Genomic DNA, 21968 nt, shown 5'->3' with positions numbered 1-21968 from the left:
ACACCGTACGTCAATAGGATGAAGGTCGCCAGAACGATTCCCTCGAGCCTCACGCTGCGCACTCCTCTGCGGATTTCGCGGTGCGGGGCTCGAGCGAGATGCGAAGCGTCAGCGGCGAGACTTCGGACAGGAACTCGCGTTTGCAGCGGCCCTTCTTGCGGTAGTCGTAGGCGAGGCGCTCAAAGCGGGAGCCGAAGTCATGGCGCCCAGTCAAGCGGTTGAGCCACTCGTGCACTTCCATCTGGCAGCGCGATGCGTCGCTCGTGATCACGTCGAGGGCTGCACGCAGGTTCTCGTCGTCGAGAAGACGTAGATCGGTGAGGTCGAACGGGAATCGACTGCCGTTGTAGAGACCAAGGAGCACGCCGACCGCAGCGCGGGCGCCGGAGGTCCCTTGATGGATCTGGGTGATGTTCCAGAGACGGATGAGGGCGTCGGTCTTCATGGCGCCTTGTCACTGGAAAAGGCTCTTGACCCAGGTGCCTGCGGCGCTGACTGCAGCCTTGATCGTCCCGAACGTCTTGCCGAGCCAGAAGCCAGCGGCGAACACGCCCACGGTGAAAATGAAGAGGATGGCATCGACCATGTGCATCTCCCGCCAGGCCCCGAAGGGCCCGGCCTTGGGGTTGAGGATCAGCCGGCGATGGCGGCGAGCACGAGTTCGGCGGTGGTGGCGAATTGCTCGGCCTCGGCCAGCGTCTTCGCGTCGACGATGTCGAACTTGGCACCCTGCAGGTCGTCGTCGAGGCTTTTCAGGTAGGAACTCGCGGCCACGTCGTCGCCGATCTGCACGAAGAGGATGGTCAGCGCGTCGTCGGTGAGCTGCTTGTTCGATGCCTCGCGGATCACGCGGGCGGCCGCTTGGCGATCGTCCGGCACGCCGTCGGTGAAGACGATGATGAAGTCCTTCTTGTCGGACTTGCCGGCCAGCGCCAGCGCCGCGGTCAGCGCCTCGGCGAGCGGCGTGCTGCCGCGCGGGCTGCGCGTGGCGAACACCTCGCGCACCTTGTCGGCCGTCACGCCCTGGTGCGAGGTCACGCCCTGTGCGCCGCCGAACAGCACCATGTCGATGCCGTCGGCGTCGAACTTCTCGAGGTCGCGGGCGAAGCTGATGGCGCTCTCCTGCACCGCTTCCCAGCGGGTGCGGGTCTGGCCGGCCTTGACCGGGTCGCCCATCGAGCCGGAGGTGTCGATGCACACGACGAAGTCGTATTCGGACAGCTTGGCTTCGTTGGCGGTTGCAACTGCTTGATTCATGGAAATACCTTCTGAGATTCGGCAGCGATTGAGGGCGGCCCGCTGCCAATGCCGCAACGGGTCAGGCCCAGCGCCAGAGCGCGCGCAGCGCGAGAGCGAGGAGGTAGATAGGGAAGAGCAGGGCGTGCACCGCGATGCGCGCCAAAGACAGGCGACGGGGCTTCGCGGGCGCTCGGTTCAGCTGGGCCCGGGAATTGCGCCCTTCGAGCGGTGGCGTCTTGTGTGCGGGAACTAGATCCGCCACCAACTCTTCGGTTGGCATAGGGCGGAACGCGCGCGAATAGCGCTCTTGAGCGGCTGTGTTCATGCCGACCGCCAGGCATAGGGGAACCATTGCACCCAGCCGTCGGCCGCCAGATTAGCGGCGACATGGGAGAACCAGTGGCGCCCGCGGTGCTCCTTGCCGTACCGGAGGCCGGTGGCCTTTAGGAGCGTGAGGCCGATGAGCACGCCGGCCGCGTGACTGAGATTGTTCTTGACGCCCTGCATGTCCATCTCCGTGTTGAGGTGAGACGGATTATCAACCCATAAATGGGAGGAGTCAACCCATGTATGGGAGGGGTCGACGGCCGGGTGTGACGCCCAAGAAAAAGCCCGCGCATGCGGGCTATTCAAGGGAGTGGGTAGTTTCCTACCGATGCGCGGAGTACAGCACTGCCATGGCGACCCCAAGACCAACCCAAACGATCGTGGAACGAAGTTTCCCTAGTTGGTCTGCTAGAGGACTCGCATCGAATGCGAGAGGCGTGCGGTTGGGGGTGATTGTTTCGGGTTGCGCCGGGTCATCGCCTTCCAATTGATTACTCTCTGCGTTTGCACGCGCAACGGCAATCTTACCGTCGGCGTTCTTCGGAACAATTTGAGCGGAAAATGATGTGAGCGGCCCCGAAGAAATTGCCGATTTTCTTTTGTCTGATGCGGCACTTTCTGGGCGAAGCATCAAATCTCTGTGGCCTATCTCCGGATCCATCCAATGATCTGGGCTATATAGGCCCCAAACCGAAGCGCGACCCTGGATATTTTCGATTTCGCCTTTAATAATTCTTTGTAAAAATGATCTGAAACTATTCTCTGGTATGTATATCTCTAAATACCATTCATCTTCGCTTCCGGCTTCCCAGTCCGAAGGGTTGAAGCCGAGGTAGACAGCGCCTATGGGGTTGCTAAGCATAAACTGGTCGGTCGGCGCTGCCAGTGGCATTTTGTTCGGATCTAAAGTTTCCTGCGCAACTTTTAAGATAGCACTGGCGGCGTGAACCTTTATCTCTGGCCTGCCCATGACCGAAAGAGATCTTTGATTCAACACTGCCGTGCCACGGATAATCATCTCGTTCGAGAGAGTCATTCCGGGCTCCATGCGGCCATTTATGAACTCGGTGACGACCAAGTTTTCGATTGTAAATGGCAGATGCGGGGACCTATAGAAAATCTCGGTCACTTCGCCGGAGGTGAACTCCAATTCACGTCCGCCTCCCATTTCAGTGAATTTCATTTCTTCTTGGCAAGTAGATTTGATGACATCACATCAGGCCTTCCGCCTGTAGTCGTCGAGCCTGACAACTCTTTGTGGGCGCGTAGTGGAAAGTCCTACTGCTCTATCTGTAACGTTCGTTAACACTAACTTGACAGATGTATAGGCTGCGGTCTGTGCTACGCCGCCTTGCCCCGGTGGGCGGGATTCAAGTCGGCTGGGAGCTCCCCCAATGCATTTAGCGCTGCGCGAAGTTGGATGAGGCTGTCCGGGGAGCGCATCAGATCTTGCAACGCCGTAGAGGCAAAGCGCCTCGCCTCATCGTTCATTTTGGAAAGCTGCTCCGTGATGATTTGGAGCGCCTGCGTCACTGAAGGGCTTGGCGGCTGGCTGCTCTCTTCACCCCTGTGTGGATGAAGCATTTGCCAGGCTTGTAGCCCAAAAAGTTCGCCTAAAAGTTCGACGTTGTCGATCGTCGCGTTGGTGCTTTTGGCTCGGATGCGATCGACGGTGCTGTGCCCTATTCGCTTAGACGTTGCGCTCTCAATCAGAGTGGAGGTGCGAAAGCGTGGGTTGCCCTCCATGAGGGCAGCTAGGTTGGCGGCGAGCAAGGCTCGAGCCGAAAGTGGTTCTTTATCGATCATCCCGCAAATGGGATTGTCACAAGTCCGCCTTCCCATGTGTGGGTTGTTTTTCTCCCATATATGGGTATCATGCTCATCCATGAGCAATATCCTCCAACCGCTGATTGACCGTCTTCGTGCTGTCGGACCTTCCCAGTGGGAGGGGATCGCACAGCAAGCCGGCGTTGCGAAGTCGCTGCCCCGAAAGATCGTTTACGGCGACCGTGAGAACCCCCGTGTTCTCACTGTTCAGCCCCTGATCGATTTCTTTGACGCCGTCGACCGTGGTGAGCGAAAGATTCCATCGACCTCTCCGGCCCACTTCACCACCGAGCCTGAAGGGGTCTGAGCCATGCCCGAGATCTGGTCCTTCTTCTCCTTCAGCGAGCAGGTCGCGATTGTGATCTGCCTGGCGGTGATCGTGATCGGCGCCATAAGCCCGGCCTTCGCCGCCCTCGTCGACGACAGTCCTTTCGACGAGGAGGCTTTGCACCAGGCGCCCGATCCCGACAAGAGCGGCTTCGTGCGCATGCACCCATCCATTCCCGCGGCTGCGCCCATGGTGCGTGGCGCCCTGTCCAACCCACTCGAAGACTGACCCATGTACTCCGATCCATCCCTGATCCGGAAGCACGTCATCAAGTTGAACCTGAATGACCTCGAAGCGGACCTGATCAACGCGTATGTCGCGTTCTCGGGCGAGCAGAAGGCGACGCTGCTGCGCGAGCAGCTGTTGCGCAAGGCTGTGGAGGTGTTGCATGGGGGAAATTCTGGTGGTGCCGTCATCGCATTGCGAGGTGCAAACCAGTTCCTTTCGGCGGCCTGATCAGTGCTTCTTCAGGGACTAATTCGGTACTTTTGAGTAACTCAAAATGCCCTCAGAAGAAACGCCTGTGGTCCTGAGCGATCGCGACATGGAGCTCGTCCAGGAGGTTGCGCGACAGCGCGGCATCTCCATCGAGGAGGCCGCCAACCAACTCATCCACGAGGCCATCGAGGGCCGATTCCGCCAGAACACGGGCCGCGGTCAGGCGCGGTTGTACTCGATCCGGGAGAAGAGGCGGTGAGCGCTCTATACACCACTGCGCAAGAGCTTCTGGCTCAGTGCGCGCCCGTTGAATGTCCGGTCTGCGGCAGGGACCACAGCCGCCCCGAAGACGATGCATTCGACTTCCCCTGGGGCCCGCAAACCGACCCCGACGAGATCCACCACGCGGCCCACTGCTGCCTTTGGAAGACCTACGACCACGCCGCGCGCGTGCGCATCGCCGAACGCGTCGAGGCGGGTGCGAATTGGGCAGACGCAATCGATGGAGAAAACCCATGAGCGAAGACCTCGAGTTCGTGAACATCTTCGGCGACAAGGTGGACACGACGAAGCGCATCAAACCCGCGAAGCGCGAGTCGACAGGGCCTGAGAAGTACCACAAGGGCTGGCGTGTCATCGGCGTGTCGCCCGAAGCGATTGCCGCGGCGAAGGACGAACGCGAGCGCGCGATTCAGGCCGCGAAAAAGCGCAATGCCGACTACGAGCGCGGCACGAACACGCGGCTGGGACGCGCCGCTGTGCCCCCCCCCTTCGACGAGTCCGAATGGATCAAGTCGGCGCCGCTCAAGCCTGCCCGATCAAAGCCGTTCGAGGTGCCCGAGGCTGCGCAACTCTGTTTCGACATGGCCAAGAAGGCTGGTTGGCACCGAGTGGAGATGCGCGTGCTCGCGAAGGGCGAAGCCTGATCGGTGTTCTTTCCTGATCTCCTCTACCTCAAGACCACCATGACAGACCAAGCAGAAATTGAACTCAACCCGGGCAACGTCAAAGCCGCCATGCGCGAGGCTGGGGCTCGCTCTTCCGACCTTTGGAAGGTGCCGCGGAAGAACATCCGCGTGCTCCCGGGATTCAACCCCCGCACCGAGACCCCTGCCTATCAGGCTCATATCAAGTGGATCGGGGGCTCGATCCTCTCGAACGGCTATGACCAAACCGAGCCGCTGGCCGGCTATGTGGTGCGGGAAGGCGAAGAGAATTTCATCTACCTGACGGATGGTCATTCGCGCCTGCGCGGTGTCGATTGGGCCATGGAGCGAGGTGCAGCGATCGAGGTGCTCCCCGTGCTGGTGTCGCCGGCAGGAACCTCCATGGCCGACATCACGGTCGGTTTCGTCACGAAGAACTCCGGCCGGCCTCTAACCCCGCTCGAGAAGTCGACGGTGTGCAAGCGCCTAATTGGCTATGGCCTCGAGGAGGAGCAGATCGCCGAGCGCCTCGGCTTTACGCGCTCCTACGTCGCCAGCCTGTTGATCCTGGCCGGCGCCAGCATGGCGATCAAGGCCATGGTGGCATCGAACGAGATCAGTGCCTCCAATGCGATCAGCGCGATTCGGGCGCATGGCGCTGGTGCCGCTGCCCATCTGTCGGGCCGCATCGAAGAGGCGAAATCCAAGGGCAAGACCAAGGTAACGCGCAAGTCATTGGCGCCGGCTCCTCGCGACTTGGTGGCCGAGGGCGTAGCTTGGATCGAGGCGAACAAGGAGGCTGACGATAGCCTCGACGAAAAAGTCGCCGGGCTGCTGTCCCATCTGACCGGGGTGCCGCTCGCCGACATCGCCGCGCGTTTCGCTGAGTCGCCTGCCGCCTGAGTGCTCGCATGATCATCGTTCCCAGGAACTGGGCCGACTTCCAGCACTACAAGGACAGATCCCCGCCGTGGATCAAGCTCCACCGCAAGCTGCTGGACAGCTATGACTTCCAGAAATTGCCCGTAGCCAGCAGAGCGCTGGCGCCGATGCTTTGGCTGCTCGCTAGTGACCACGAACAGGGGGAGATAAACGCCGCCCTCGACGTGCTTTCGTTCCGTCTGCGGACGACCGAAAGGGAAGTCATGGAGGCGCTGCAACCACTCATCGACGCCGGCTTTTTCGAGGTGGTGCAGTCTGCTAGCGGCGTGCTAGCAGGAGGCGAGCGACCTGCTGCCCTAGAGAAGAGACAGAGAAGAGAAGAGAGAGAGGAGAGGGCGCGCGACTTCGAAAAAATTCGAACTGCCTACCCGAAGAAGGACGCGATGAAGGACGCCGAGGCCGAGTGGGCGAAGGTCACAGCGCCTGTCGAAGACCTGCTGAAAGCCATCGAGGCCCAGCGCCGAAGCGAGGATTGGACGAAGAGCAACGGCAAGTTCGTTCCGCTGCTGGCCAATTGGCTGCGCGGCAGGCGCTGGGAGGACGCGGGGTTCGAGGCGCCTGGCGCCGCACCGCCGCCTGCGGACTCCCAGCCCGCCATCGAGGCGGAAGGCGTTCGGTTAGGGCTCGGGATCTGGACGCAGACCGAGCAGTGGCCGAGTTACCTTGCGAAGGTGCGAAAGGCCCAGGCGGCCGAGCGCGGCGCTTCAGGAGGGCTGCACTGATGGCTGCCGAGGTCATCAGCACGATCTGGCTCGCCATCTTGGAGGAGCAGCGCCCCGTGAGCTACCGCGAGATCGCGGCCAAGTTACTGCATCTGCCGCGAAACCGTATCTCGCCCACGATTTCCGTCGCCTACCGCATGGGGTACCTCCGGCGGTCAGGAAAACGGGGCTCGTATGCGTTCGCTGTCACACACGAGTGTTTGATACCGACAGGCGTTGAGGTCCGACACATCTTGAAGGCCATCCTATGACCGAGCCCTGTAATCTGCTTGAGCGCGCCCGCGCCCGGTGCGAGGACGACGGAGGCTGCTGGACTTGGCAAGGCCACATGAACCGCGGCTGCACGCCGGTGATGAAGGATCGAGGGCGCAGCAGAGCGGTGCGGCGAATCGTCTATGAGGCCGCCTGCGGCCCGGTGAAAAACGGGTTCGAGGTCGTTCGTACCTGTGAGAACCCGCGTTGCTGCAACCCCGAGCACCTCAAGCAGACCCCAGCGGATCTGCGCCGGCGTGAGCTCGCGGCCGATCGTCCACGGCCGAAAGTCATTCGGCCGGGGGGCTTGAACGGGCTCGCGAAACTTTCGCTCGAGAAGGCCCGATACATCCGAGCCAGCGACGAGACGCCTACGCAGTTGGCAAAGCGTTTCGATGTCAGCCGCGCAGCCATCAGTATGGTGCTTCGCGGGCAGACTTGGGTAGAGCCGTCGCCGTTTCCAACGCCACGGAGGTAGCGGAGATGGCATGTGTCGATTGCAAGCACTGGCAGCTCCGCTCGGCTCAGAAGATGGCCAGGCAGGGATTCGCACCCTGCGCGCATCTCGATCCTTATCGGTTCATCAGTTCCGAGTTCATGTTCACGCGGCATGTGCCGCTTGCCCCCGACTTGGTGGTGGCTCGCGAAGACTGGCTCGCCGGCCGAACGCGCAAGATGCGAGACGAGGCGCCCGCGGGCGAAGAAGTGGGAGAGCAGGTTGAAGTATCTGAATAAAAAAACGGTGGTTGACGGGTTGAAGTTCGACAGCATGCGGGAGGCGCGGCGCTGGAGTTTGCTTCGCACGCTGGAGAAGGCGGGGCGGATCTCGGATTTGCAGTGCCAGGTCGCGTTTGAGCTCGCGCCCTCTGTCCGGCTGGCCGGCGCGACGCGACCTAAGCCGCCGCTGCGATACATCGCGGATTTTGTCTACATTGAGAACGGGGCTCGTGTGGTCGAGGACGTCAAGGGGGGCGAGACAGCCAACCTCGCGGCCTTCCGTATCAAGTTGCACCTGATGAAGCATTTGCACGGTATCGACGTGCGCATTTCGAAGTGAGGACCGGATGTTGACAACTGCGCTGATTGACATCTGGCGGGTGCGTCGTGCCGCCAACCGCGCTAGCCGGGTGCGAGCCAGCGCAGAGCCTACGCAACACATCGTGCGCGAGCGCGCTGCGGTGGAGGCGCTCGACGGCAAGCTCAACCGCCTATTGGCGTGCTGGTACGAATGGACGTGCGGTTACTCGCACACGCGCGGCTACAGCGCCTCGGACAGCACCTGCCGGGACTACAGCACGCCGACGCATTGGGATTGGCGCAACGGTGCCGAGGATGAGCGCGCGGACGTGGAGCGTATGCGGGGGGTGGACGCGGCCATCAAGCATGTGCCGAACACGCCGCGGCTTTGGCGTCTTGCTCTCGAGGTGCAAGCAAGAAACCTACATGCGGAGGCCCAGGTCTGGTCTTCGTCGCGACTACCCGCCGGCGCTGAGCTTGAGGTCTTGACGCTGGAAGCGAGAAATTTGCTGTTGCTTGAACTTCGTCGGGTTGGGGTGTTGACATGAGCGGGGCTCGCGCGCTACATTCCGCTCCGGTGGGCGAAGCCTGCCTGTCACTTTTTCAAGCCGCCCTCTGAGGCGGCTTTGTCGTTCTAGGCCCCTAGCCAAGTTGGTCCAAGGCACCGGATTTTGATTCCGGCATTCCGAGGTTCGAATCCTTGGGGGTCTGCCAATTCATCCATTTTGAGGCTGCATCAGCGCTGCGTGCTGCGCGGTTGACGCCCGCGCCGGGTTTTCGCCATCCGCACTCGGTGGTGGCCGCGCAAGAGTGAGAACCGCATGCCCCAGCGCGCGTCGTGCGCGTAAGCCGGATGGGGCGTTCTGGACAAGCCGCGAGGCACCCGGAGACCCCTATGACCAAGAAATTGACTGCGAAGCAGGAGCGGTTTGTCGCCGAGTACCTGGTCGACCTGAATGCCACTCAGGCGGCGATCCGCGCGGGCTATAGCGCGAAAACTGCTGGTGCAGTCGGGTTTGAGAACCTGAAGAAACCTGAAATTGCCGCCGCGATTGCTATTGCGATGAAGGCGCGTGAGCAGCGCACTCACATCACTCAGGACCGCGTGTTGCAGGAACTTGCACGGATCGCGTTCTTCGACATCCGCAAGCTCTACCGGGGTGACGGCACGCTTAAGGCGATGCAGGAGCTCGACGACGATGCTGCGGCCGTTCTGGCTGGTGTTGATGTGCAAGAGGTCGGCGGGGCGGCAGTCGGAGGTGATGGCGGTGTCGACAACGTCGCGTTCCAGACGAAGAAGGTAAAGATTCCGGACAAGGTTGGCGCCCTCGGGTTGGCGATGCGTCACCTAGGCATGTTCAAGGACAAGGTCGATCTGTCCGTTCGCGTTCAGAAGGTCCAGCGGACGATCGTCGATCCCTCGGCTGCGACGTGAGAACTCTGAGCTTGCCCACGGCGCGCGTGTTCGTGCCGCTGTGTGAGCCTGCGCGCTACAAGGGCGCATGGGGTGGCCGGGGATCGGGAAAGTCGCACTTCTTCGGCGAGAAGCTGATCGAGGACTGCATGGCCGAGCCGGGCGATTCCGGCGGTGAGGGCATGCGGGCTGTGTGCATCCGTGAGGTGCAGAAGGATCTGGCGCAGTCGTCCAAAGCGCTGATCGAGGCAAAGCTGAAGGCGCACCGGATTGGCGAGGCCGACGGCTTCAAGGTCTTCCGGGACTGCATCGAGACGCCCGGCGACGGGCTGATGATCTTCAAGGGCATGCAGGACTACACCGCCGAGAGCGTGAAGTCCCTGGAGAACTTCAAGCGTGCCTGGTGGGAGGAGGCGCAGACCGCGACCGATCACTCGCTGAATCTGCTGCGCCCGACGATTCGCGCGCCTGGCTCGGAGCTCTGGTTCAGCTGGAACGCGCGCCGGCGCACCGATGCGGTCGACGTGATGCTGCGGGGCGCTGAGATCCCGACGGGTTCGGTGGTGGTCAAGGCGAACTGGCGCGACAACCCGTGGTTCACGGCCGAGCTCGAGCAAGAGCGGCTGGACTGCCTGCGCATGCAGCCTGAGCAGTACAACCACATTTGGGAAGGCGGCTACGTCACGGTGATGGCCGGGGCCTACTACGCGAAGAACATTGCCGACGCGCGGCTGAAGAACCGCTTCGGCCGTGTGGGTGCCGACCCTTTGATGACCTACCGGGTGTTCGTCGACATCGGAGGCACTGGCGCGCGGGCTGACGCCTTCACGATGTGGGTGGCGCAGTTCGTCGGCAAGGAAATCCGCGTCCTCGACTACTACGAGGCCGTCGGCCAGCCGCTCGCGGTGCACCTCGCATGGCTGCGCTCGCGTGCCTATACGCCGGAGAAGGCGCAGATCTGGCTGCCGCATGACGGTGCGACGCAGGACAAGGTGCATGACGTCTCCTATGAGAGCGCCCTGCAGGCTGCCGGCTACACGGTGACGGTGGTGCCGAACCAAGGCAAGGGTGCCGCGGCTGCACGGATCGAAGCGGCCCGGCGCCTGTTCTCGCTGATGTGGTTCAACGAAGCCACTACCGAGGCCGGCGTGGCCGCTCTCGGTTGGTATCACGAGAAGAAGGACGAGGCCCGAAACATCGGCTTGGGCCCGGAACACGATTGGGCCAGCCACGGCGCCGACGCCTTCGGGCTGATGTGCGTGGCCTACGAGGAGCCAGTCGAGGTCAAGCCGATGAAGTACCGCAAGCTCAACAACGCCTGAAGGAAGACCATGGAAACCATGCAGCAACCCAAAATCACCGGCTACCGCAAGCTGAGCGAGGAAGAAGTCGCGCTCATGAACGAGGGCAAGGCCCTGGCCGAGCAGTGCGGCGCCTTCGTCGCGAAGCTGCGCGCTCTGCCCGCCACGCCGACCCTCGGCCTGCCCCTTGGCGATCACGCCGGCGGCGATCCCTTCATCGATCAGCGCTGGGTGTCGATCGGCGCCACGCAGCTGCAGCAGGGCTTCATGGCCGTGATCCGCGGCATCGCGCAACCATCGACGTTCTGACCATGGCGAAGCCGCTCTATCTCCCCAAGGGCTGGCGCGCGGGCCCGGACAAGCTCGTGCGCAAGGTCTACATCGAGGAGCGGGGCGGCACCTACGTGAAGGGGCGCCAGCCCGAACCGCCCGCGCCGCCGCCGGCTCCTCCCGCACCAGCACCTGCACCCTGACATGGCAGCACCGAACGCACCCAAGCGCATGAGCGACGCCGACCTGAAGGCGCTTGTCGACTCCGAACTGCGCCGCGCCCTGGGCGTGGAGAGCAGCAAGCTGTCCGAACAGCGCCGCAAGGCCATGGCGTACTACTACGCGGAGCCCGAAGGCGATCTCGCGCCGCCCGAGATCGAAGGCCGCTCGAAGGTGGTCTCGCCGGACGTTCGCAACACCATCGAGTCGATGCTGCCGCAGATCGTGGTGAAGTTCATCGGCGGCGACAAGGTGGTGCAGTTCGATCCGACGAAGCCGGGCGACGAAAGCAAAGCCGACGCGGCGACGAAGTACCTGAACCACATCTTCCTGAAGAAGCACGACGCGACGATGCTCACGACGACGTGGGCGAAGGACGGCATGCTGCAGAAGCGCGGCATCCTGAAGGTGTGGTGGGACACGCGCACCGAGGAGACGCGCGAGGAATACAAGGGGCAGACGCCGGTGCAGCTGGCGCTGCTGATGCGTGATCCCGAGATCGAGCCCATCGAACAGTCCGAGCGGCCCGACGAGGCGGAGGCGCAGCGCCGCGCGGAGATGCTCGAGCAGTTGACCCAGCAACTGCAGCAGGCCTGGGCGGCGGCACAGCAGGGCGGCGGCGCCGGGTCCGGCGGTCCTGGCCAACCGCCGGCCGAGTCCGAGGGCGCCATGCAGCCGGGCCAGCCGCCCCGCCCGCCGCAGGGCAATCCGGCGCTCGCCGCGGTCCAGCATCTGCAGCAGCAGATCGCCGCGATCTCGGCCCTACCGCCGGCCGTGGTCTACGACGTGGCGTTCAAGCGCAGCAAGAAGGGCGGCAAGCTGTCCATCGAGCCGGTCCCGAGCGACGAGTTCATCATCTCGCGCGAGGCGAAGACCATCGGCACCGCACGTCTTGTGGGCCACAAGTTCAAGCGCACGCTGTCTGAACTGCGTTCGATGGGCTACAAGAACGTCGACAGGCTGGCCGACGGCAACGACACGGACGGCGACTCGAACGTCGAGAAGATCGAGCGCGACAGCTTCGACGACAGCAGCGGCGGCCCGGAGGAAGACGACACCACGAGCGACAGCTCGCAGACGCGCGTGACGGTGCGCGAGCTCTACATGCGCGTCGACTACGACGGCGACGGCATCGCCGAGCTGCGCAAGATCACGCGCTGCGGCAGCGAGATCCTCGACAACGAGGTGGTCGACGAAGCGCCGTTCGTGACCTGGTGCCCGGTGCCGATCCCGCACAAGTTCTTCGGCATGTCGATCGCGGACCTCGCGATGGAAGGCCAGAAGACCAAGACCAGCATCCGCCGCGGGCAGCTGGACAACATGTATTTGCAGGTCAACGGCCGCTATTTCGCGCTCGAGGGGAAAGTGAACCTCGACGACCTGCTCGACAGCCGCCCCGGGGGTGTGGTGCGGATCAAGGAAACGGGCGCGGCGGGCCGGCTCGATCAGGGCATCGGCGACATGGCCGGCGCAGCCGCGATGTTCGAGCAGGAGGAGGCCGCGCTCGAGAACTCCACCGGCTGGACCCGCTACAGCCAGGGCAACGACGGCAAGGGCTTGAACGAGACGTTCGGCGGCGTGAAGCTGATCACCAACAAGGCTGACATGCGCACCGACCTGGTCACGCGCATGATGGCGCAGGGCTTCGTCGACCTCTTCCGCCTGATGCTGAAGTTGGTGTGTCAGAACCAGGACAAGGCCGAGCAGATCCAGGTCGCGGGCAAGTGGGTCGACATGGACCCGCGCGAGTGGTCGAACCAGTTCGACATCTCGCCGGCCGTGGGGCTCGGTGTCGGCGACAAGGACCAGCAGGTGGCGCACCTGATGGGGTTGCGCACGCTGGCCGTCGAGGGCCTGATGAACGGCACGGCGACGCCGGAGAACATCTACGAGCTCGACGTCGAGATCGCGAAGACGATGGGCTTCCAGTCGGGCGCCCGGTTCTTCAACAATCCGAAGGAGAACCCGCCGCCGAAGCAGCCGAACCCGCTCGAGGCGCAGATGCAGGTCGAGCAGATGAAGCTGCAGGCCATGCAGCAGATCGAGCGCGAGAAGATGCAGTCGCAAGAGCGCATCGAGGCGATGAAGGCCCAGCAGCAGGCGCAGGTCGACCACCTGCGTGCGCAGATGCAGCAGCAGACCGACCTGGTGCGCCAACAGGCCGAAGCCGACAAGGCGCGCATGGAGGCCGAGAACAAGGCCCGCCTGGATGCAATCCGCATGGAGATGGAGGAACGCTCCCGCATGCTGGATGACGGATACCGGCGCTGGAAGGACCAGCTCGAGTCGGCCACGCGCATCGAGGTGGCGAACATCGGCAGCAAGGCCAAGCTGGACAATCCAGCGACGGCCGCAGCGACGAACGAGATCGCAACGGAGGTGACCCAGTGAAAGACCGCCTCCTGAACCTGGCCCGCGCGGCGCGCGCGTGGCTCGTGCCGGCATGGAGCATCCGCGAAGAGGACTCGGTCGCCGCCGGCAGTGCGTTCGTCGTCTGCCGGGCGCAGTTCGGCCGCCTCGCGGTGCTGGATCGCCTGGCGACCCTGCGCGCGGCCGTGCTTCGCATGCAGGTGCTGCGCGGCATCGCCCCCGCGCCGGCGCCGGCCGTCGACGCCGCCCGCATCGCCCGCGCGCTGGACCCGCGCGCGCCCGAGGAGTCCGCGCACTCGCCCGAAGGCCGGGTGTACCGCGGCGACCGCGCCCGCGAAGTGCTTCAGAACGAGGCGTTCGCCTGGGCTTTCGAAACCACCAAATCGGAGATCTACGAATCATGGCAAGCAACACTCGCGGCCAACGCGCCGGAACGGGAGCGCCTGTGGCTGGCGCTGCAGATGCTGGATCGGGTGCAGGCGCACCTGGTGCAACGGCTGGAGACGGGCAAGCTGGCGGCGCTGGAGCTCAAGCACCGGGCGAAGGTGGCGCAGCAGCAGAAGGCGTGGCTGGATTGACCGCCGCCGCGCCCACCAGCCCGCCGCCGGCGCCCCCGCCGTCGAAGAAGGCGCCCGTGTCCTGGAAGGATCTGCGCGCGCACATCGAGATGCTGAACGCGCCCGACCACCAGATCGTGACCGTCTGGCATCCGGACGCCGCGGGCGAGTTCATCGCGACCGGCCAGGGCAACGTGCGCGCGATGGTGGGCAATGCCCGGTATCAACTGAGCTCGGGCGACTTCGTCGAGCTGTGAGATCTGGCGGGAGGCGGCCCGCCTGACGGGGATTCCCCTTCAACCGCCTGCATCCGTCGAGAGACGCTGCGCCGGGTAGCCGGCATGGAGAGAACATGGACGATTTGGACACCCCCGACGCGGGACCCAGCGAAGGCCTGAGCGTAGATCAGGCAGCAGGAGCGCTTTCCTCGCTTCTGGACGATCCGGACACCGCCGACAACGGCGATTCGGGCGTCGACCCCAAGAAGGAACCTGCGGCCGGCGCTGCAGCTGACACCGATGCGGGCGAAGACGCCGGCGACGATGACGGCGACCAGCCCGACGGCGACGCCGGCGGAGACCCCGACGCGCATCCTCAGATGGTCACCGTCAAGATCGACGGCAAGGAAATCGAGGTGCCGCTGTCCGAGGCCATCGCGGGCTACCAGCGCCAGCAGGACGCCACGCGCAAGACGATGCAGGCTGCCGAGACCCGAAAGGCCGCGGAAACCGAGATCGCCCAGGCGCGCAGCGAGCGCCAGCACCACGCCCAGAGCCTCGTGCGTATTCAGCACCAGCTCGAAGGCTTGCTGCAGGAGCAACAGCAGATCGATTTTGACGCGCTCATCGCCTCCGACCCCCAGGAAGCCATGCGGCAGCAGCACCTCTACCAAAAGAGGCAAGCGGCGCTGCAGCAGACCCTCCAGGCCCAGGAACAGATTCGCGCGCTCGACCAATCCGACCAGCAACAGCAGTTCGTCGAACACCTGAAGGGTCAGCAGGAAAAGCTCCTCGCCAAGATCCCCGAGTGGAAAGACAAAGCTGTGCTGAAGGCCGAGATGGGCCAGATTCGCGAGTACCTCACGACCAACGGCTACAGCGCCGCTGAGATCGAGAACGTCGCAGACCATCGGGCCATCTTGAACGTGCGAAAGGCCATGCAGTACGACCGCCTCATGGCGGATGCTGCGAAGGCCGCCAAGAAGATCGCCAACACCCCGAAGCGGGTCGCGACCCCTGGCAGCACCGAGACCGGCGCGGTCGACCAACGTGTGGCGCCCTTCAAGCGCCTTAAGCAGTCCGGCAGCGTTCGTGACGCTGCCGCTGTGTTCGAAACTCTTCTCTGATAGGAGGCAGCATGGCTGCACCAACCAATACGTTCACGTCCACGGCCGCCGTGGGCAACCGCGAAGACCTCACGGACGTCATCTACCGCATCTCGCCCACCGAGACGCCGCTGCTCAGCCTGGCCGAGCGCGTCAAGGCCGAGAACACGCTGCACGAATGGCAGACGCAGGCTCTCGCGGCCCCGGCCGACAACGCCCAGGTCGAAGGCGACGACGCCACTGCCGACGCCGCCGTGCCGACCGTGCGCCTCGGCAACCGCACCCAGATCTCGCGCAAGACCGCGCGTGTCTCGGGCACGCAAGACGCCGTGAACACCGCCGGCCGCAAGAAGGAACTGGCCTACCAGGTTTCGCTGAAGAGCCTCGAGCTCAAGCGCGACATGGAGTTCGCCATCACGCGCAACAGCGTCGCGGCCACGTCCCCGCGCAAGACCCGCGGCATGGTTGGCTGGATGGACGCGGCCAACGTCAATGCCGGCGCAGGCTACGTGGCGCCGGACTACATCAACAACGTCGCACAGACCGACGGCACCCAGCGCGCCTTCACCGAGACGCAGTTGAAGGACGTGGCGCAGAAGATCTTCACCTCCGGCGGCAACCCGAACACGCTGATGCTCGGGCCGACGCAGAAGCAGACCTTCTCGACCTTCCTCGGCAACAGCACCCGCTTCGACGAGGGCGAGGACAAGAAGGTGGTGGCGGCCACGGACATCTACGTGACCGACTTCGGCGCCCTGAAGGCTGTGCCGAACCGCATCCAGCGCCCGCGCGATGCGTTCGTCATCGAGAACGACAAGGTCGCCGTGGCCTACCTGCGTCCCCTGCAGAAGACGCCGCTGGCGAAGACCGGCGACTCCGAAGCGGTGATGCTGCTGGCCGAGTACGCGCTCGAGAATCGCGCGCCCACGGCGCACGGCGGCATCCTCGACCTGAGCTGATACCGACGCCGCAGGGCCAGGCCCGGAGCCGCACCGCTTCGGGCCTTTTCTTTTTCTCCCATCGTCGCGAGACGCCGGAGGCTTTTATGCAAGAGATCGCCACCCGCCCCGTGTTCGTCGGCGAGCAGCTGTTCATCCAGCGCTCGCAGGACTGCACGCCTATCGCCGAACGCGCGAAGGAGATGCATCGTGCGGGCATGCACGGCTCGAGCGAGGTCAAGCTCGCCGCGTCGATCCCGAACATCATGATCGAGAAGTACTGCCTCGAGCAGGGCATCACGTACCGCGAGTGGTGCTGCGACGAGTCGCACATCCGCCGCATGCTGGAAGACCCGGCGCTCGCGCACTTCCGGATCTGGCCGGGGAAGATCTGATGCAGAAGTACCAGAACAACATCGCCGACCGCAGCGGCAACGCCGTTGCCGGCCTGACCGTGACGGTCACGCTGCAGGCTGGTGGCGGCCTCGCGACCATCTACAGCGACAACGCCGGCGCGGTTGCGCCGAACCCGCTGACGACGGACGCGAACGGCTACTTCGAGTTCTATGCGGCCGACGGCCGCTACAACATCGACGCGCCAGGCGGTGGTTACCACGACGTGCTGATCGCCGACACCGTGCTGATCGCTGGCGCCGCCGCCGCTTCCGCTTCGGCAGCACAAGCAGCCGCGACGCAAACGGCCGCCGACCGGGTTGCATCCGAAACTGCCGCCTCTGCCGCTGTTCCAGCAGCGGCCACCGCTACCGCACAGGCGCTGATTGCCACGACCGGAGCGAATACAGCGACGACGCAGGCCACCATTGCCACCACGGCTCGCACGGGCGCCGAGAGTGCGCAATCTATGGCGTTGGTTCAGGCGGGCGTGGCAGTCGATGAGCCAACTGGCCGTGCGGCAGTGGCCGACGGCGTCGCGTTCAAAGTTCAAGGTGCCGGCGATGTTGCGGCATTCGAATTTCGGCGCGTGAACAGCGCGAGTTCCACGCCCTTGAGCCAGTACCCGTCTGTGCAAGCGGTCTTGTTCGGACCGTTGGTCACAATCAGTCCCGAGTCGACTATCACGATCGACATGACGGCGAAGACCGTTGTCATCGGCGCGGGCTCTGCCTTCTTCTACCGCGCCGGCCGCGTTGTGATCGCCGCGCAGACGATCAATTTCACTGCGGCCGATACGGGCGTCTACATGCGCCTGTACTACGACCCGAACACCGGGGCGGGTGGTGTGGCCGTCACCGGCGGCCCGGCCATGCCTGGCGGCGTCGTGGTGCTGGCCCACATCTACCGCGAGCACGTCATCGCGAACGATCCTGACGGCAGGATCGTGATCGTGCAGGCCCAGCGGCTGACCGGACCGATCGAGGCGTTCCGTCCACTGATCGGCGGCGCGGTGGTCATCAACACGCAGGCAGGCAACCTCAAGATCACGACCAGCGCGGCTGGCTTCGTGCCGACGAAGCGCGGCTTCCTCACGATCCCCACGGCGCAGGACGTGGCCATCTCCGCGCCCTCGGGCTTGGTGATGATCCACGCGCATCCCACGACGGGCGCGCTGTCGGCCTGGAACACGGGAGCCTCGCCTCCCACGAACTGGCCGCTGCTTGCGATCGTGCTGAGCAACGTTCTGTACAAGCCTGCCAGCAGCAATATCACGCTGATCACCACCACCGGCGCCGAATATGCAGACCCGGCCCGGACGATGGCGGGTGCGTATTTCTCCGACGCGACGCTGACGATCAACCTGGCCACCCTGACGCTCTCGTTGGTCAGCTCCAGCGGCATCGCGGTCTGGAACGATGGATACCGCTCGGTGACCTCGCAAGCCAGCGTGGCATTCACGATGCCATTTCCGAACGGGCTTCTGTGGGTCTACGTGAACAAGTCCACCGGAGCGCTCGGCGCTGTGGCCGCAGGCAGTGGCGTGCCGCCAGTCGGGAGCGCGGTGGTTGCCGAGGTCTACGGCCAGAAGCTCGATGCGCCCCTCGATACGCGCCGGCAGATCAAGCTCATCGACACGAACGGCAACGAGGTGCCCAGCAGTAGCGGCGCGGCCTTCGATCCGCTCGTGCAGCGCATGATCCTGCCGGACACGATGTATTTCCTGCCGAGCACGCCGATGCGCTTGTTCCGCGCGCCGTGCTTCGCCGACTACCAGAACATGATCCGCACGGACATCGCGTTCTGGCTCGACACCGGCGGCACCTCTATCGTGGATCGCTTCCAGCCCGTGGGCGATTCCATCAAGATCGATCCCGCGCAGCTCGGTTCGATGTTCCGGCTCGGCTACCGCCACAACGCCCAGCCGGACAAGCGCTACATCAAGACGATTACGGCTGCGGTTGCCGCGCCGGGCGCACTGACCGGCAAGGCGATCAAGCTGCTGACCTTCGGCGATTCGCTCACCGAGGAAGGCATGGTCACCGAGCTCAAGACCCAGATCGACGCGCAAGGCGCCACGGTCACGCCGGTCGGGACCTACTTCTCGGCCAGCACCAACAGCCTGCGCGGCGAAGGGCGCGGCTTCTGGGCCTACCGAAACTTCATCGGGAAAGACAACCTGTCGAACGTGAGCGGCACGCCGACGCCTCACACGTTGGCGCCGGCCGGCCCCGACACGGCGAAGTTCGCCAATCCCTTCCTGCGGCTCGCGACCGGCACCGACACGACGAACACGCCGACCTGGTGCTTCCGCAACACCGGGGCAGAGAAAGAACTCTCGTACACCGACGATCCCGACAAGACCGGCAACTTCTACATCTTCGACTTCGGCTGGTATCGCACGCAGCACAGCGTGCCCGCGCCGGACATCATCACGATCGCGCTATCGACCAACGACATCAATCTCGACCGTGGCACCTACAGCCAGGCCGAGCGGCTGCAATTCATGCGTCTCGGCCTGGAGATCATGGTGAAGTCGATCAAGGCAGATCTGCCGAGCGTGAAGATTGGCATCATCCCGGCGCCGTCGTGGTGCTCGGACAGCGTCAACGATCCTCGCTGGTTGGCAGAGACCGCGCCGTGGGTCGAGCAGTGCATGAAGGATGTGGCCGCGCTGTCGGGGACCTACTCGAATCTCTTCGTGGTCGGCGTCTGGCCGTTCATGTCCGAGGACTGGGTCTACCCCTACACGGGCTCGCCGCCCGACCTCTCGGCCAACAACAACACGAAGGTGAACACGATCGCGGATCGCGTGCACTTCGGTGCCGTGGGCCGGACGCAGTACGGTACGGCTGTGACGGCATGGGTTGCCAACGTGGTTTGAGGGGCAAGTATGGCCATCATCATCGACACCGGCGGATCGAGCGGTCGCACCTATTCGGATTTGCTCACGCAAGTCGCGAAGTGGATGAACCGCGGCGACCTGACCGCGTTCATTCCCGACTTTATCGTCAACGCGGAGGCGCGCATTGCGACGGACCTGCGTCTGCGCCGCATGATCGTGCGCACTGCTTTTCCCGTGACTCTGGGAGACCCCGCACCGCTGCCCGAGGGCTGGCTCGAGTTCGCGACCATCTCGCTCAACGGCGATGACCTCGACTTCATGCCCATGCGGCAGCTGACGGGGCGATTTCGCGACTGCAGTGGCGTGCCGGCCTGCTACTCGATCGAAGGCGAGCAGATCTTTTTTGGGCCGTCGCCCGATGGCGCCTACTCGATCGACGCCAGCTACTACAAGCAACTCGAGCCGCTCGCCAGCAGTGCCACGAACTGGCTGCTGACCGCGAAACCGAACCTCTATCTCTACGCCGCGCTGGCCGAGGCATCGCTGTTCGTCAAGAAGCCGGACGATGCCAACTACTGGGGCGGCCTGTACGCCGGCATCGTCGAAGCCCTGAAGCTCGAGGATGCGCAGGCGACGCACAGCGGGGGCACCTTGCGGGTGCGTGCAGGATGAGTCCGATCCTCGGTTTCGGGCCGGATGTCGATCCGACCACCATCGGCGTGCTGACCGACTGCGCCAACCTCATCCCCTTCGATGCAGGATTCAAGGGGGCGCCGTCTCCCGTTGCAGTCGGCGTGGCGACGTTGGCGTCGGCCTGCCGCGGCGCCGTCGTTGCGACGCAACTCGCCGGGACCCGCCGGATCTTCGCCGGCACTCAGACCGCGCTGTACGAGCTCGCCGGCGCGGTGTGGACGGATCGCAGCAAGAGTGGCGGCTACACCGGTAGCGTGGAGTCGCGGTGGTGCTTCTGCCAGTTCGGCGACACGACGATCGCTACGAACTTGGTCGACGCCATGCAGCAATCGAATGCTGGCGTCTTCGTAGACGTGCCGACCGCGCCACGGGCTCTGATCGTGGTCAGCGCCTCGAACAACTTCGTCATTGCCTTCAACACGGATGACGGCACCTTCGGGGCCTCTCCCGACCGCTGGTGGTGCTGCGCGCAGAGCGACCAGACCAACTGGACACCGGCCGAGGGTGGCCCGACGACTGGGCGCCTGGTGTCGGTCGAAGGCGCCATCAAGGCGGCGCTGCCGCTGGGCGACTACGTGATCGCCTACAAGGAACACGCCGTCTACGTGGGGACCTTCGTCGCGGCACCGGAAATGTGGGCATGGGCGCCGGCTATCGGCGGCGAGGCCGGCGCGGTTGGGCAAGAGGCTGTGTGCGACATCGGCGGCGTGCACTTCATGGTGGGCGACGGCGACTTCTGGCTGTTCGACGGGACGCGGCCGCAGTCGATCGGAGAGCCTGTGCGGGAGTGGTTCCGCACGAATGCGGACCCGATCTATCGCTTTCTCACGAAGGCGACCTACGACAAGCAGAACTCGCTGGTGCGCGTGTCTTTCCCGTCGCGCAACTCGGGTGGCGTGGTCGACCGGTGCCTCGTCTACCACACGAAGCGCAAGCAGTGGGGCTTGGCCGACCAGGTGGTGCAGGCGCCGCTGACCTACATCGCGCCCGGTCTGACCATCGACGGCCTGAACACCATCGCCGCCACGATCGACGCGCTGCCGAACGTGCCGCTCGATTCGCAGTACTGGATGGGCGGCGGGCAGTCGCCGGCCTTTTTCAACAGTGCGAACCAGCTGGTGTCCCTGAGCGGCGAGACGGGCGCCTCGAGCTTCACGACCGGCGATCTCGGCGACGACGACGCGGTGACCATGATCGATCGCTTCCGCGTCCGGTTCACTAAGGCGCCGGCCACGGCTACGGCTACCGGCCTCGTGAAGATGAACGAGGGCGATGCGTTGGCCGTGGGCGCAGTGAGCGACATCAACGACGGCAAGTTCGACTTGCGCCAGTCGGGCCGCTTCCATCGTGTGCGCGTCGACCTGACGGGCGACCACCGCGAGACGGCCTTCGACAGCAAGAACACGGTGGTGGGCTGGCGATGAAGGTCAACAACGAACCGCGGCTGACCGCGGGCCCGAGCTTCCTGGCTTCGCTGCTCGACATCTTGCGCAAGTACGCGCGAGCGCTCAACGGCCACGACGACGACGTGACGGCGCTGATGAAGCGCACGGCTGACCTCGAGGCCGCGAACACCGCACTCGAGGCTCGCGTCGCCGCACTCGAAACCCCCTGATCCGAAGGAGT

General features: G+C 64.2%; 31 protein-coding genes and 1 tRNA gene. 25 read left to right on the top strand and 7 right to left on the bottom strand.

All coding sequences use genetic code 11. The annotated features are described in order from the left end of the window. Nucleotides 1-49 precede the first annotated feature (49 nt). The 7 genes from R0232_RS24900 to R0232_RS24870 form a co-directional block, all read right to left on the bottom strand. The gene (locus tag R0232_RS24900) at nucleotides 50-445 is read right to left on the bottom strand and encodes a DUF7673 family protein (RefSeq protein ID WP_431509781.1); all 396 of its coding nucleotides are present in this window, start codon (nucleotides 443-445) and stop codon (nucleotides 50-52) included. 9 nt (nucleotides 446-454) lie between these two features. Continuing rightward, entirely contained in the window at nucleotides 455-586 is a 132-nt protein-coding gene (locus R0232_RS24895) for a hypothetical protein (RefSeq protein ID WP_431509780.1), read from the bottom strand. Between the two features lie 47 nt (nucleotides 587-633). Beyond that, nucleotides 634-1257: a VWA domain-containing protein gene (locus tag R0232_RS24890; RefSeq protein WP_431509779.1), complete on the bottom strand. Its 624-nt coding sequence runs from the start codon at nucleotides 1255-1257 to the stop codon at nucleotides 634-636. 61 nt (nucleotides 1258-1318) lie between these two features. Then, the gene (locus tag R0232_RS24885) at nucleotides 1319-1564 is read right to left on the bottom strand and encodes a hypothetical protein (RefSeq protein WP_431509778.1); all 246 of its coding nucleotides are present in this window, start codon (nucleotides 1562-1564) and stop codon (nucleotides 1319-1321) included. Beyond that, a complete protein-coding gene (locus R0232_RS24880) occupies nucleotides 1561-1746 on the bottom strand; it encodes a hypothetical protein (RefSeq protein WP_431509777.1) in 186 nt (61 codons plus the stop codon). Before R0232_RS24880 ends, R0232_RS24885 begins: the two co-directional genes overlap by 4 nt. Before the next feature lie 142 nt (nucleotides 1747-1888). Then, a complete protein-coding gene (locus R0232_RS24875; protein WP_431509776.1) occupies nucleotides 1889-2749 on the bottom strand; it encodes a hypothetical protein in 861 nt (286 codons plus the stop codon). Nucleotides 2750-2907: 158 nt separating this feature from the next. Beyond that, nucleotides 2908-3453, bottom strand: a complete 546-nt coding sequence (locus tag R0232_RS24870; protein ID WP_431509775.1) for a hypothetical protein — start codon at nucleotides 3451-3453, stop codon at nucleotides 2908-2910. Here R0232_RS24870 and R0232_RS24865 point away from each other — a divergent pair. From R0232_RS24865 to R0232_RS24745, 25 genes are all read left to right on the top strand, one after another. Continuing rightward, nucleotides 3452-3700: a hypothetical protein gene (locus R0232_RS24865; protein ID WP_431509774.1), complete on the top strand. Its 249-nt coding sequence runs from the start codon at nucleotides 3452-3454 to the stop codon at nucleotides 3698-3700. The two genes, R0232_RS24870 and R0232_RS24865, sit on opposite strands and share 2 nt — an antisense overlap. 3 nt (nucleotides 3701-3703) lie before the next feature. Continuing rightward, nucleotides 3704-3949: a hypothetical protein gene (locus tag R0232_RS24860; RefSeq protein ID WP_431509773.1), complete on the top strand. Its 246-nt coding sequence runs from the start codon at nucleotides 3704-3706 to the stop codon at nucleotides 3947-3949. Nucleotides 3950-3952: 3 nt separating this feature from the next. After that, the gene (locus R0232_RS24855; RefSeq protein ID WP_431509772.1) at nucleotides 3953-4177 is read left to right on the top strand and encodes a hypothetical protein; all 225 of its coding nucleotides are present in this window, start codon (nucleotides 3953-3955) and stop codon (nucleotides 4175-4177) included. A 46-nt stretch (nucleotides 4178-4223) separates the two neighbouring features. Then, nucleotides 4224-4418: a hypothetical protein gene (locus R0232_RS24850; protein ID WP_431509771.1), complete on the top strand. Its 195-nt coding sequence runs from the start codon at nucleotides 4224-4226 to the stop codon at nucleotides 4416-4418. A 256-nt stretch (nucleotides 4419-4674) separates the two neighbouring features. Then, a complete protein-coding gene (locus tag R0232_RS24845) occupies nucleotides 4675-5085 on the top strand; it encodes a hypothetical protein (protein WP_431509770.1) in 411 nt (136 codons plus the stop codon). Nucleotides 5086-5124: 39 nt separating this feature from the next. Further along, nucleotides 5125-5988 carry a ParB/RepB/Spo0J family partition protein gene (locus R0232_RS24840; protein ID WP_431509769.1) on the top strand — a complete coding sequence of 288 codons (864 nt, stop codon included), beginning with the start codon at nucleotides 5125-5127 and terminating at the stop codon, nucleotides 5986-5988. Nucleotides 5989-5996: 8 nt separating this feature from the next. Continuing rightward, nucleotides 5997-6749, top strand: a complete 753-nt coding sequence (locus tag R0232_RS24835) for a hypothetical protein (protein ID WP_431509768.1) — start codon at nucleotides 5997-5999, stop codon at nucleotides 6747-6749. A 247-nt stretch (nucleotides 6750-6996) separates the two neighbouring features. Further along, nucleotides 6997-7479 carry an HNH endonuclease gene (locus R0232_RS24830; RefSeq protein WP_431509767.1) on the top strand — a complete coding sequence of 161 codons (483 nt, stop codon included), beginning with the start codon at nucleotides 6997-6999 and terminating at the stop codon, nucleotides 7477-7479. Nucleotides 7480-7719: 240 nt separating this feature from the next. Next, nucleotides 7720-8058, top strand: a complete 339-nt coding sequence (locus R0232_RS24825) for a DUF1064 domain-containing protein (protein ID WP_431509766.1) — start codon at nucleotides 7720-7722, stop codon at nucleotides 8056-8058. Nucleotides 8059-8068: 10 nt separating this feature from the next. After that, nucleotides 8069-8566: a hypothetical protein gene (locus R0232_RS24820; RefSeq protein WP_431509765.1), complete on the top strand. Its 498-nt coding sequence runs from the start codon at nucleotides 8069-8071 to the stop codon at nucleotides 8564-8566. A gap of 88 nt (nucleotides 8567-8654) precedes the next feature. After that, nucleotides 8655-8732 (top strand) — tRNA-Gln (locus R0232_RS24815). Between the two features lie 181 nt (nucleotides 8733-8913). Next, nucleotides 8914-9453: a terminase small subunit gene (locus R0232_RS24810; protein WP_431509764.1), complete on the top strand. Its 540-nt coding sequence runs from the start codon at nucleotides 8914-8916 to the stop codon at nucleotides 9451-9453. A gap of 11 nt (nucleotides 9454-9464) precedes the next feature. Next, nucleotides 9465-10754, top strand: coding sequence for a phage terminase large subunit (locus R0232_RS24805; RefSeq protein ID WP_431509763.1), 1290 nt, complete (start codon nucleotides 9465-9467; stop codon nucleotides 10752-10754). 18 nt (nucleotides 10755-10772) lie between these two features. Continuing rightward, nucleotides 10773-11042, top strand: coding sequence for a DUF7681 family protein (locus R0232_RS24800; RefSeq protein ID WP_431509762.1), 270 nt, complete (start codon nucleotides 10773-10775; stop codon nucleotides 11040-11042). Nucleotides 11043-11044: 2 nt separating this feature from the next. After that, on the top strand, nucleotides 11045-11206 hold the full coding sequence (locus tag R0232_RS24795) for a hypothetical protein (protein ID WP_431509761.1): 162 nt from the start codon (nucleotides 11045-11047) through the stop codon (nucleotides 11204-11206). 1 nt (nucleotide 11207) lies between these two features. Then, nucleotides 11208-13613 carry a portal protein gene (locus tag R0232_RS24790; RefSeq protein ID WP_431509760.1) on the top strand — a complete coding sequence of 802 codons (2406 nt, stop codon included), beginning with the start codon at nucleotides 11208-11210 and terminating at the stop codon, nucleotides 13611-13613. Then, the gene (locus tag R0232_RS24785) at nucleotides 13610-14170 is read left to right on the top strand and encodes a hypothetical protein (protein ID WP_431509759.1); all 561 of its coding nucleotides are present in this window, start codon (nucleotides 13610-13612) and stop codon (nucleotides 14168-14170) included. Before R0232_RS24790 ends, R0232_RS24785 begins: the two co-directional genes overlap by 4 nt. A 56-nt stretch (nucleotides 14171-14226) precedes the next feature. Continuing rightward, nucleotides 14227-14406: a hypothetical protein gene (locus R0232_RS24780; RefSeq protein ID WP_431509758.1), complete on the top strand. Its 180-nt coding sequence runs from the start codon at nucleotides 14227-14229 to the stop codon at nucleotides 14404-14406. Nucleotides 14407-14501: 95 nt separating this feature from the next. Further along, nucleotides 14502-15494, top strand: a complete 993-nt coding sequence (locus R0232_RS24775; protein WP_431509757.1) for a hypothetical protein — start codon at nucleotides 14502-14504, stop codon at nucleotides 15492-15494. A gap of 11 nt (nucleotides 15495-15505) precedes the next feature. Continuing rightward, nucleotides 15506-16432: a DUF5309 domain-containing protein gene (locus tag R0232_RS24770; protein WP_431509756.1), complete on the top strand. Its 927-nt coding sequence runs from the start codon at nucleotides 15506-15508 to the stop codon at nucleotides 16430-16432. Nucleotides 16433-16518: 86 nt separating this feature from the next. Continuing rightward, complete coding sequence (locus tag R0232_RS24765; protein ID WP_431509755.1) at nucleotides 16519-16806, top strand: hypothetical protein; 288 nt, start codon at nucleotides 16519-16521, stop codon at nucleotides 16804-16806. Further along, nucleotides 16806-19688: a hypothetical protein gene (locus R0232_RS24760; RefSeq protein WP_431509754.1), complete on the top strand. Its 2883-nt coding sequence runs from the start codon at nucleotides 16806-16808 to the stop codon at nucleotides 19686-19688. Before R0232_RS24765 ends, R0232_RS24760 begins: the two co-directional genes overlap by 1 nt. A 9-nt stretch (nucleotides 19689-19697) precedes the next feature. Next, nucleotides 19698-20321 carry a phage adaptor protein gene (locus tag R0232_RS24755; RefSeq protein ID WP_431509753.1) on the top strand — a complete coding sequence of 208 codons (624 nt, stop codon included), beginning with the start codon at nucleotides 19698-19700 and terminating at the stop codon, nucleotides 20319-20321. Further along, complete coding sequence (locus tag R0232_RS24750) at nucleotides 20318-21766, top strand: hypothetical protein (RefSeq protein ID WP_431509752.1); 1449 nt, start codon at nucleotides 20318-20320, stop codon at nucleotides 21764-21766. The genes R0232_RS24755 and R0232_RS24750 overlap by 4 nt, the downstream gene beginning before the upstream one ends. Next, nucleotides 21763-21957, top strand: a complete 195-nt coding sequence (locus tag R0232_RS24745) for a hypothetical protein (RefSeq protein WP_431509751.1) — start codon at nucleotides 21763-21765, stop codon at nucleotides 21955-21957. Before R0232_RS24750 ends, R0232_RS24745 begins: the two co-directional genes overlap by 4 nt. Nucleotides 21958-21968: the final 11 nt, after the last annotated feature.

The sequence above is a fragment of the Variovorax sp. DAIF25 genome (assembly GCF_050711835.1).
Classification (GTDB): Bacteria; Pseudomonadota; Gammaproteobacteria; order Burkholderiales; family Burkholderiaceae_C; genus Variovorax.
The sequence above is the reverse complement of the archived record's forward strand: the minus strand, read 5'-3'. Positions and strand labels throughout refer to the sequence as shown.

Coding starts and splice junctions, on each gene's coding strand:
- R0232_RS24890 (WP_431509779.1), bottom strand. CDS start 1,257: ATGAATCAAGCAGTTGCAACCGCCAACGAAGCCAAGCTGTCCGAATAC.
- R0232_RS24855 (WP_431509772.1), top strand. CDS start 3,953: ATGTACTCCGATCCATCCCTGATCCGGAAGCACGTCATCAAGTTGAAC.
- R0232_RS24880 (WP_431509777.1), bottom strand. CDS start 1,746: ATGCAGGGCGTCAAGAACAATCTCAGTCACGCGGCCGGCGTGCTCATC.
- R0232_RS24760 (WP_431509754.1), top strand. CDS start 16,806: ATGCAGAAGTACCAGAACAACATCGCCGACCGCAGCGGCAACGCCGTT.
- R0232_RS24840 (WP_431509769.1), top strand. CDS start 5,125: ATGACAGACCAAGCAGAAATTGAACTCAACCCGGGCAACGTCAAAGCC.
- R0232_RS24795 (WP_431509761.1), top strand. CDS start 11,045: ATGGCGAAGCCGCTCTATCTCCCCAAGGGCTGGCGCGCGGGCCCGGAC.
- R0232_RS24900 (WP_431509781.1), bottom strand. CDS start 445: ATGAAGACCGACGCCCTCATCCGTCTCTGGAACATCACCCAGATCCAT.
- R0232_RS24875 (WP_431509776.1), bottom strand. CDS start 2,749: ATGAAATTCACTGAAATGGGAGGCGGACGTGAATTGGAGTTCACCTCC.
- R0232_RS24850 (WP_431509771.1), top strand. CDS start 4,224: ATGCCCTCAGAAGAAACGCCTGTGGTCCTGAGCGATCGCGACATGGAG.
- R0232_RS24770 (WP_431509756.1), top strand. CDS start 15,506: ATGGCTGCACCAACCAATACGTTCACGTCCACGGCCGCCGTGGGCAAC.
- R0232_RS24790 (WP_431509760.1), top strand. CDS start 11,208: ATGGCAGCACCGAACGCACCCAAGCGCATGAGCGACGCCGACCTGAAG.
- R0232_RS24745 (WP_431509751.1), top strand. CDS start 21,763: ATGAAGGTCAACAACGAACCGCGGCTGACCGCGGGCCCGAGCTTCCTG.
- R0232_RS24765 (WP_431509755.1), top strand. CDS start 16,519: ATGCAAGAGATCGCCACCCGCCCCGTGTTCGTCGGCGAGCAGCTGTTC.
- R0232_RS24885 (WP_431509778.1), bottom strand. CDS start 1,564: ATGAACACAGCCGCTCAAGAGCGCTATTCGCGCGCGTTCCGCCCTATG.
- R0232_RS24835 (WP_431509768.1), top strand. CDS start 5,997: ATGATCATCGTTCCCAGGAACTGGGCCGACTTCCAGCACTACAAGGAC.
- R0232_RS24895 (WP_431509780.1), bottom strand. CDS start 586: ATGGTCGATGCCATCCTCTTCATTTTCACCGTGGGCGTGTTCGCCGCT.
- R0232_RS24830 (WP_431509767.1), top strand. CDS start 6,997: ATGACCGAGCCCTGTAATCTGCTTGAGCGCGCCCGCGCCCGGTGCGAG.
- R0232_RS24860 (WP_431509773.1), top strand. CDS start 3,704: ATGCCCGAGATCTGGTCCTTCTTCTCCTTCAGCGAGCAGGTCGCGATT.
- R0232_RS24755 (WP_431509753.1), top strand. CDS start 19,698: ATGGCCATCATCATCGACACCGGCGGATCGAGCGGTCGCACCTATTCG.
- R0232_RS24775 (WP_431509757.1), top strand. CDS start 14,502: ATGGACGATTTGGACACCCCCGACGCGGGACCCAGCGAAGGCCTGAGC.
- R0232_RS24800 (WP_431509762.1), top strand. CDS start 10,773: ATGCAGCAACCCAAAATCACCGGCTACCGCAAGCTGAGCGAGGAAGAA.
- R0232_RS24865 (WP_431509774.1), top strand. CDS start 3,452: ATGAGCAATATCCTCCAACCGCTGATTGACCGTCTTCGTGCTGTCGGA.
- R0232_RS24870 (WP_431509775.1), bottom strand. CDS start 3,453: ATGGATGAGCATGATACCCATATATGGGAGAAAAACAACCCACACATG.
- R0232_RS24750 (WP_431509752.1), top strand. CDS start 20,318: ATGAGTCCGATCCTCGGTTTCGGGCCGGATGTCGATCCGACCACCATC.
- R0232_RS24845 (WP_431509770.1), top strand. CDS start 4,675: ATGAGCGAAGACCTCGAGTTCGTGAACATCTTCGGCGACAAGGTGGAC.
- R0232_RS24810 (WP_431509764.1), top strand. CDS start 8,914: ATGACCAAGAAATTGACTGCGAAGCAGGAGCGGTTTGTCGCCGAGTAC.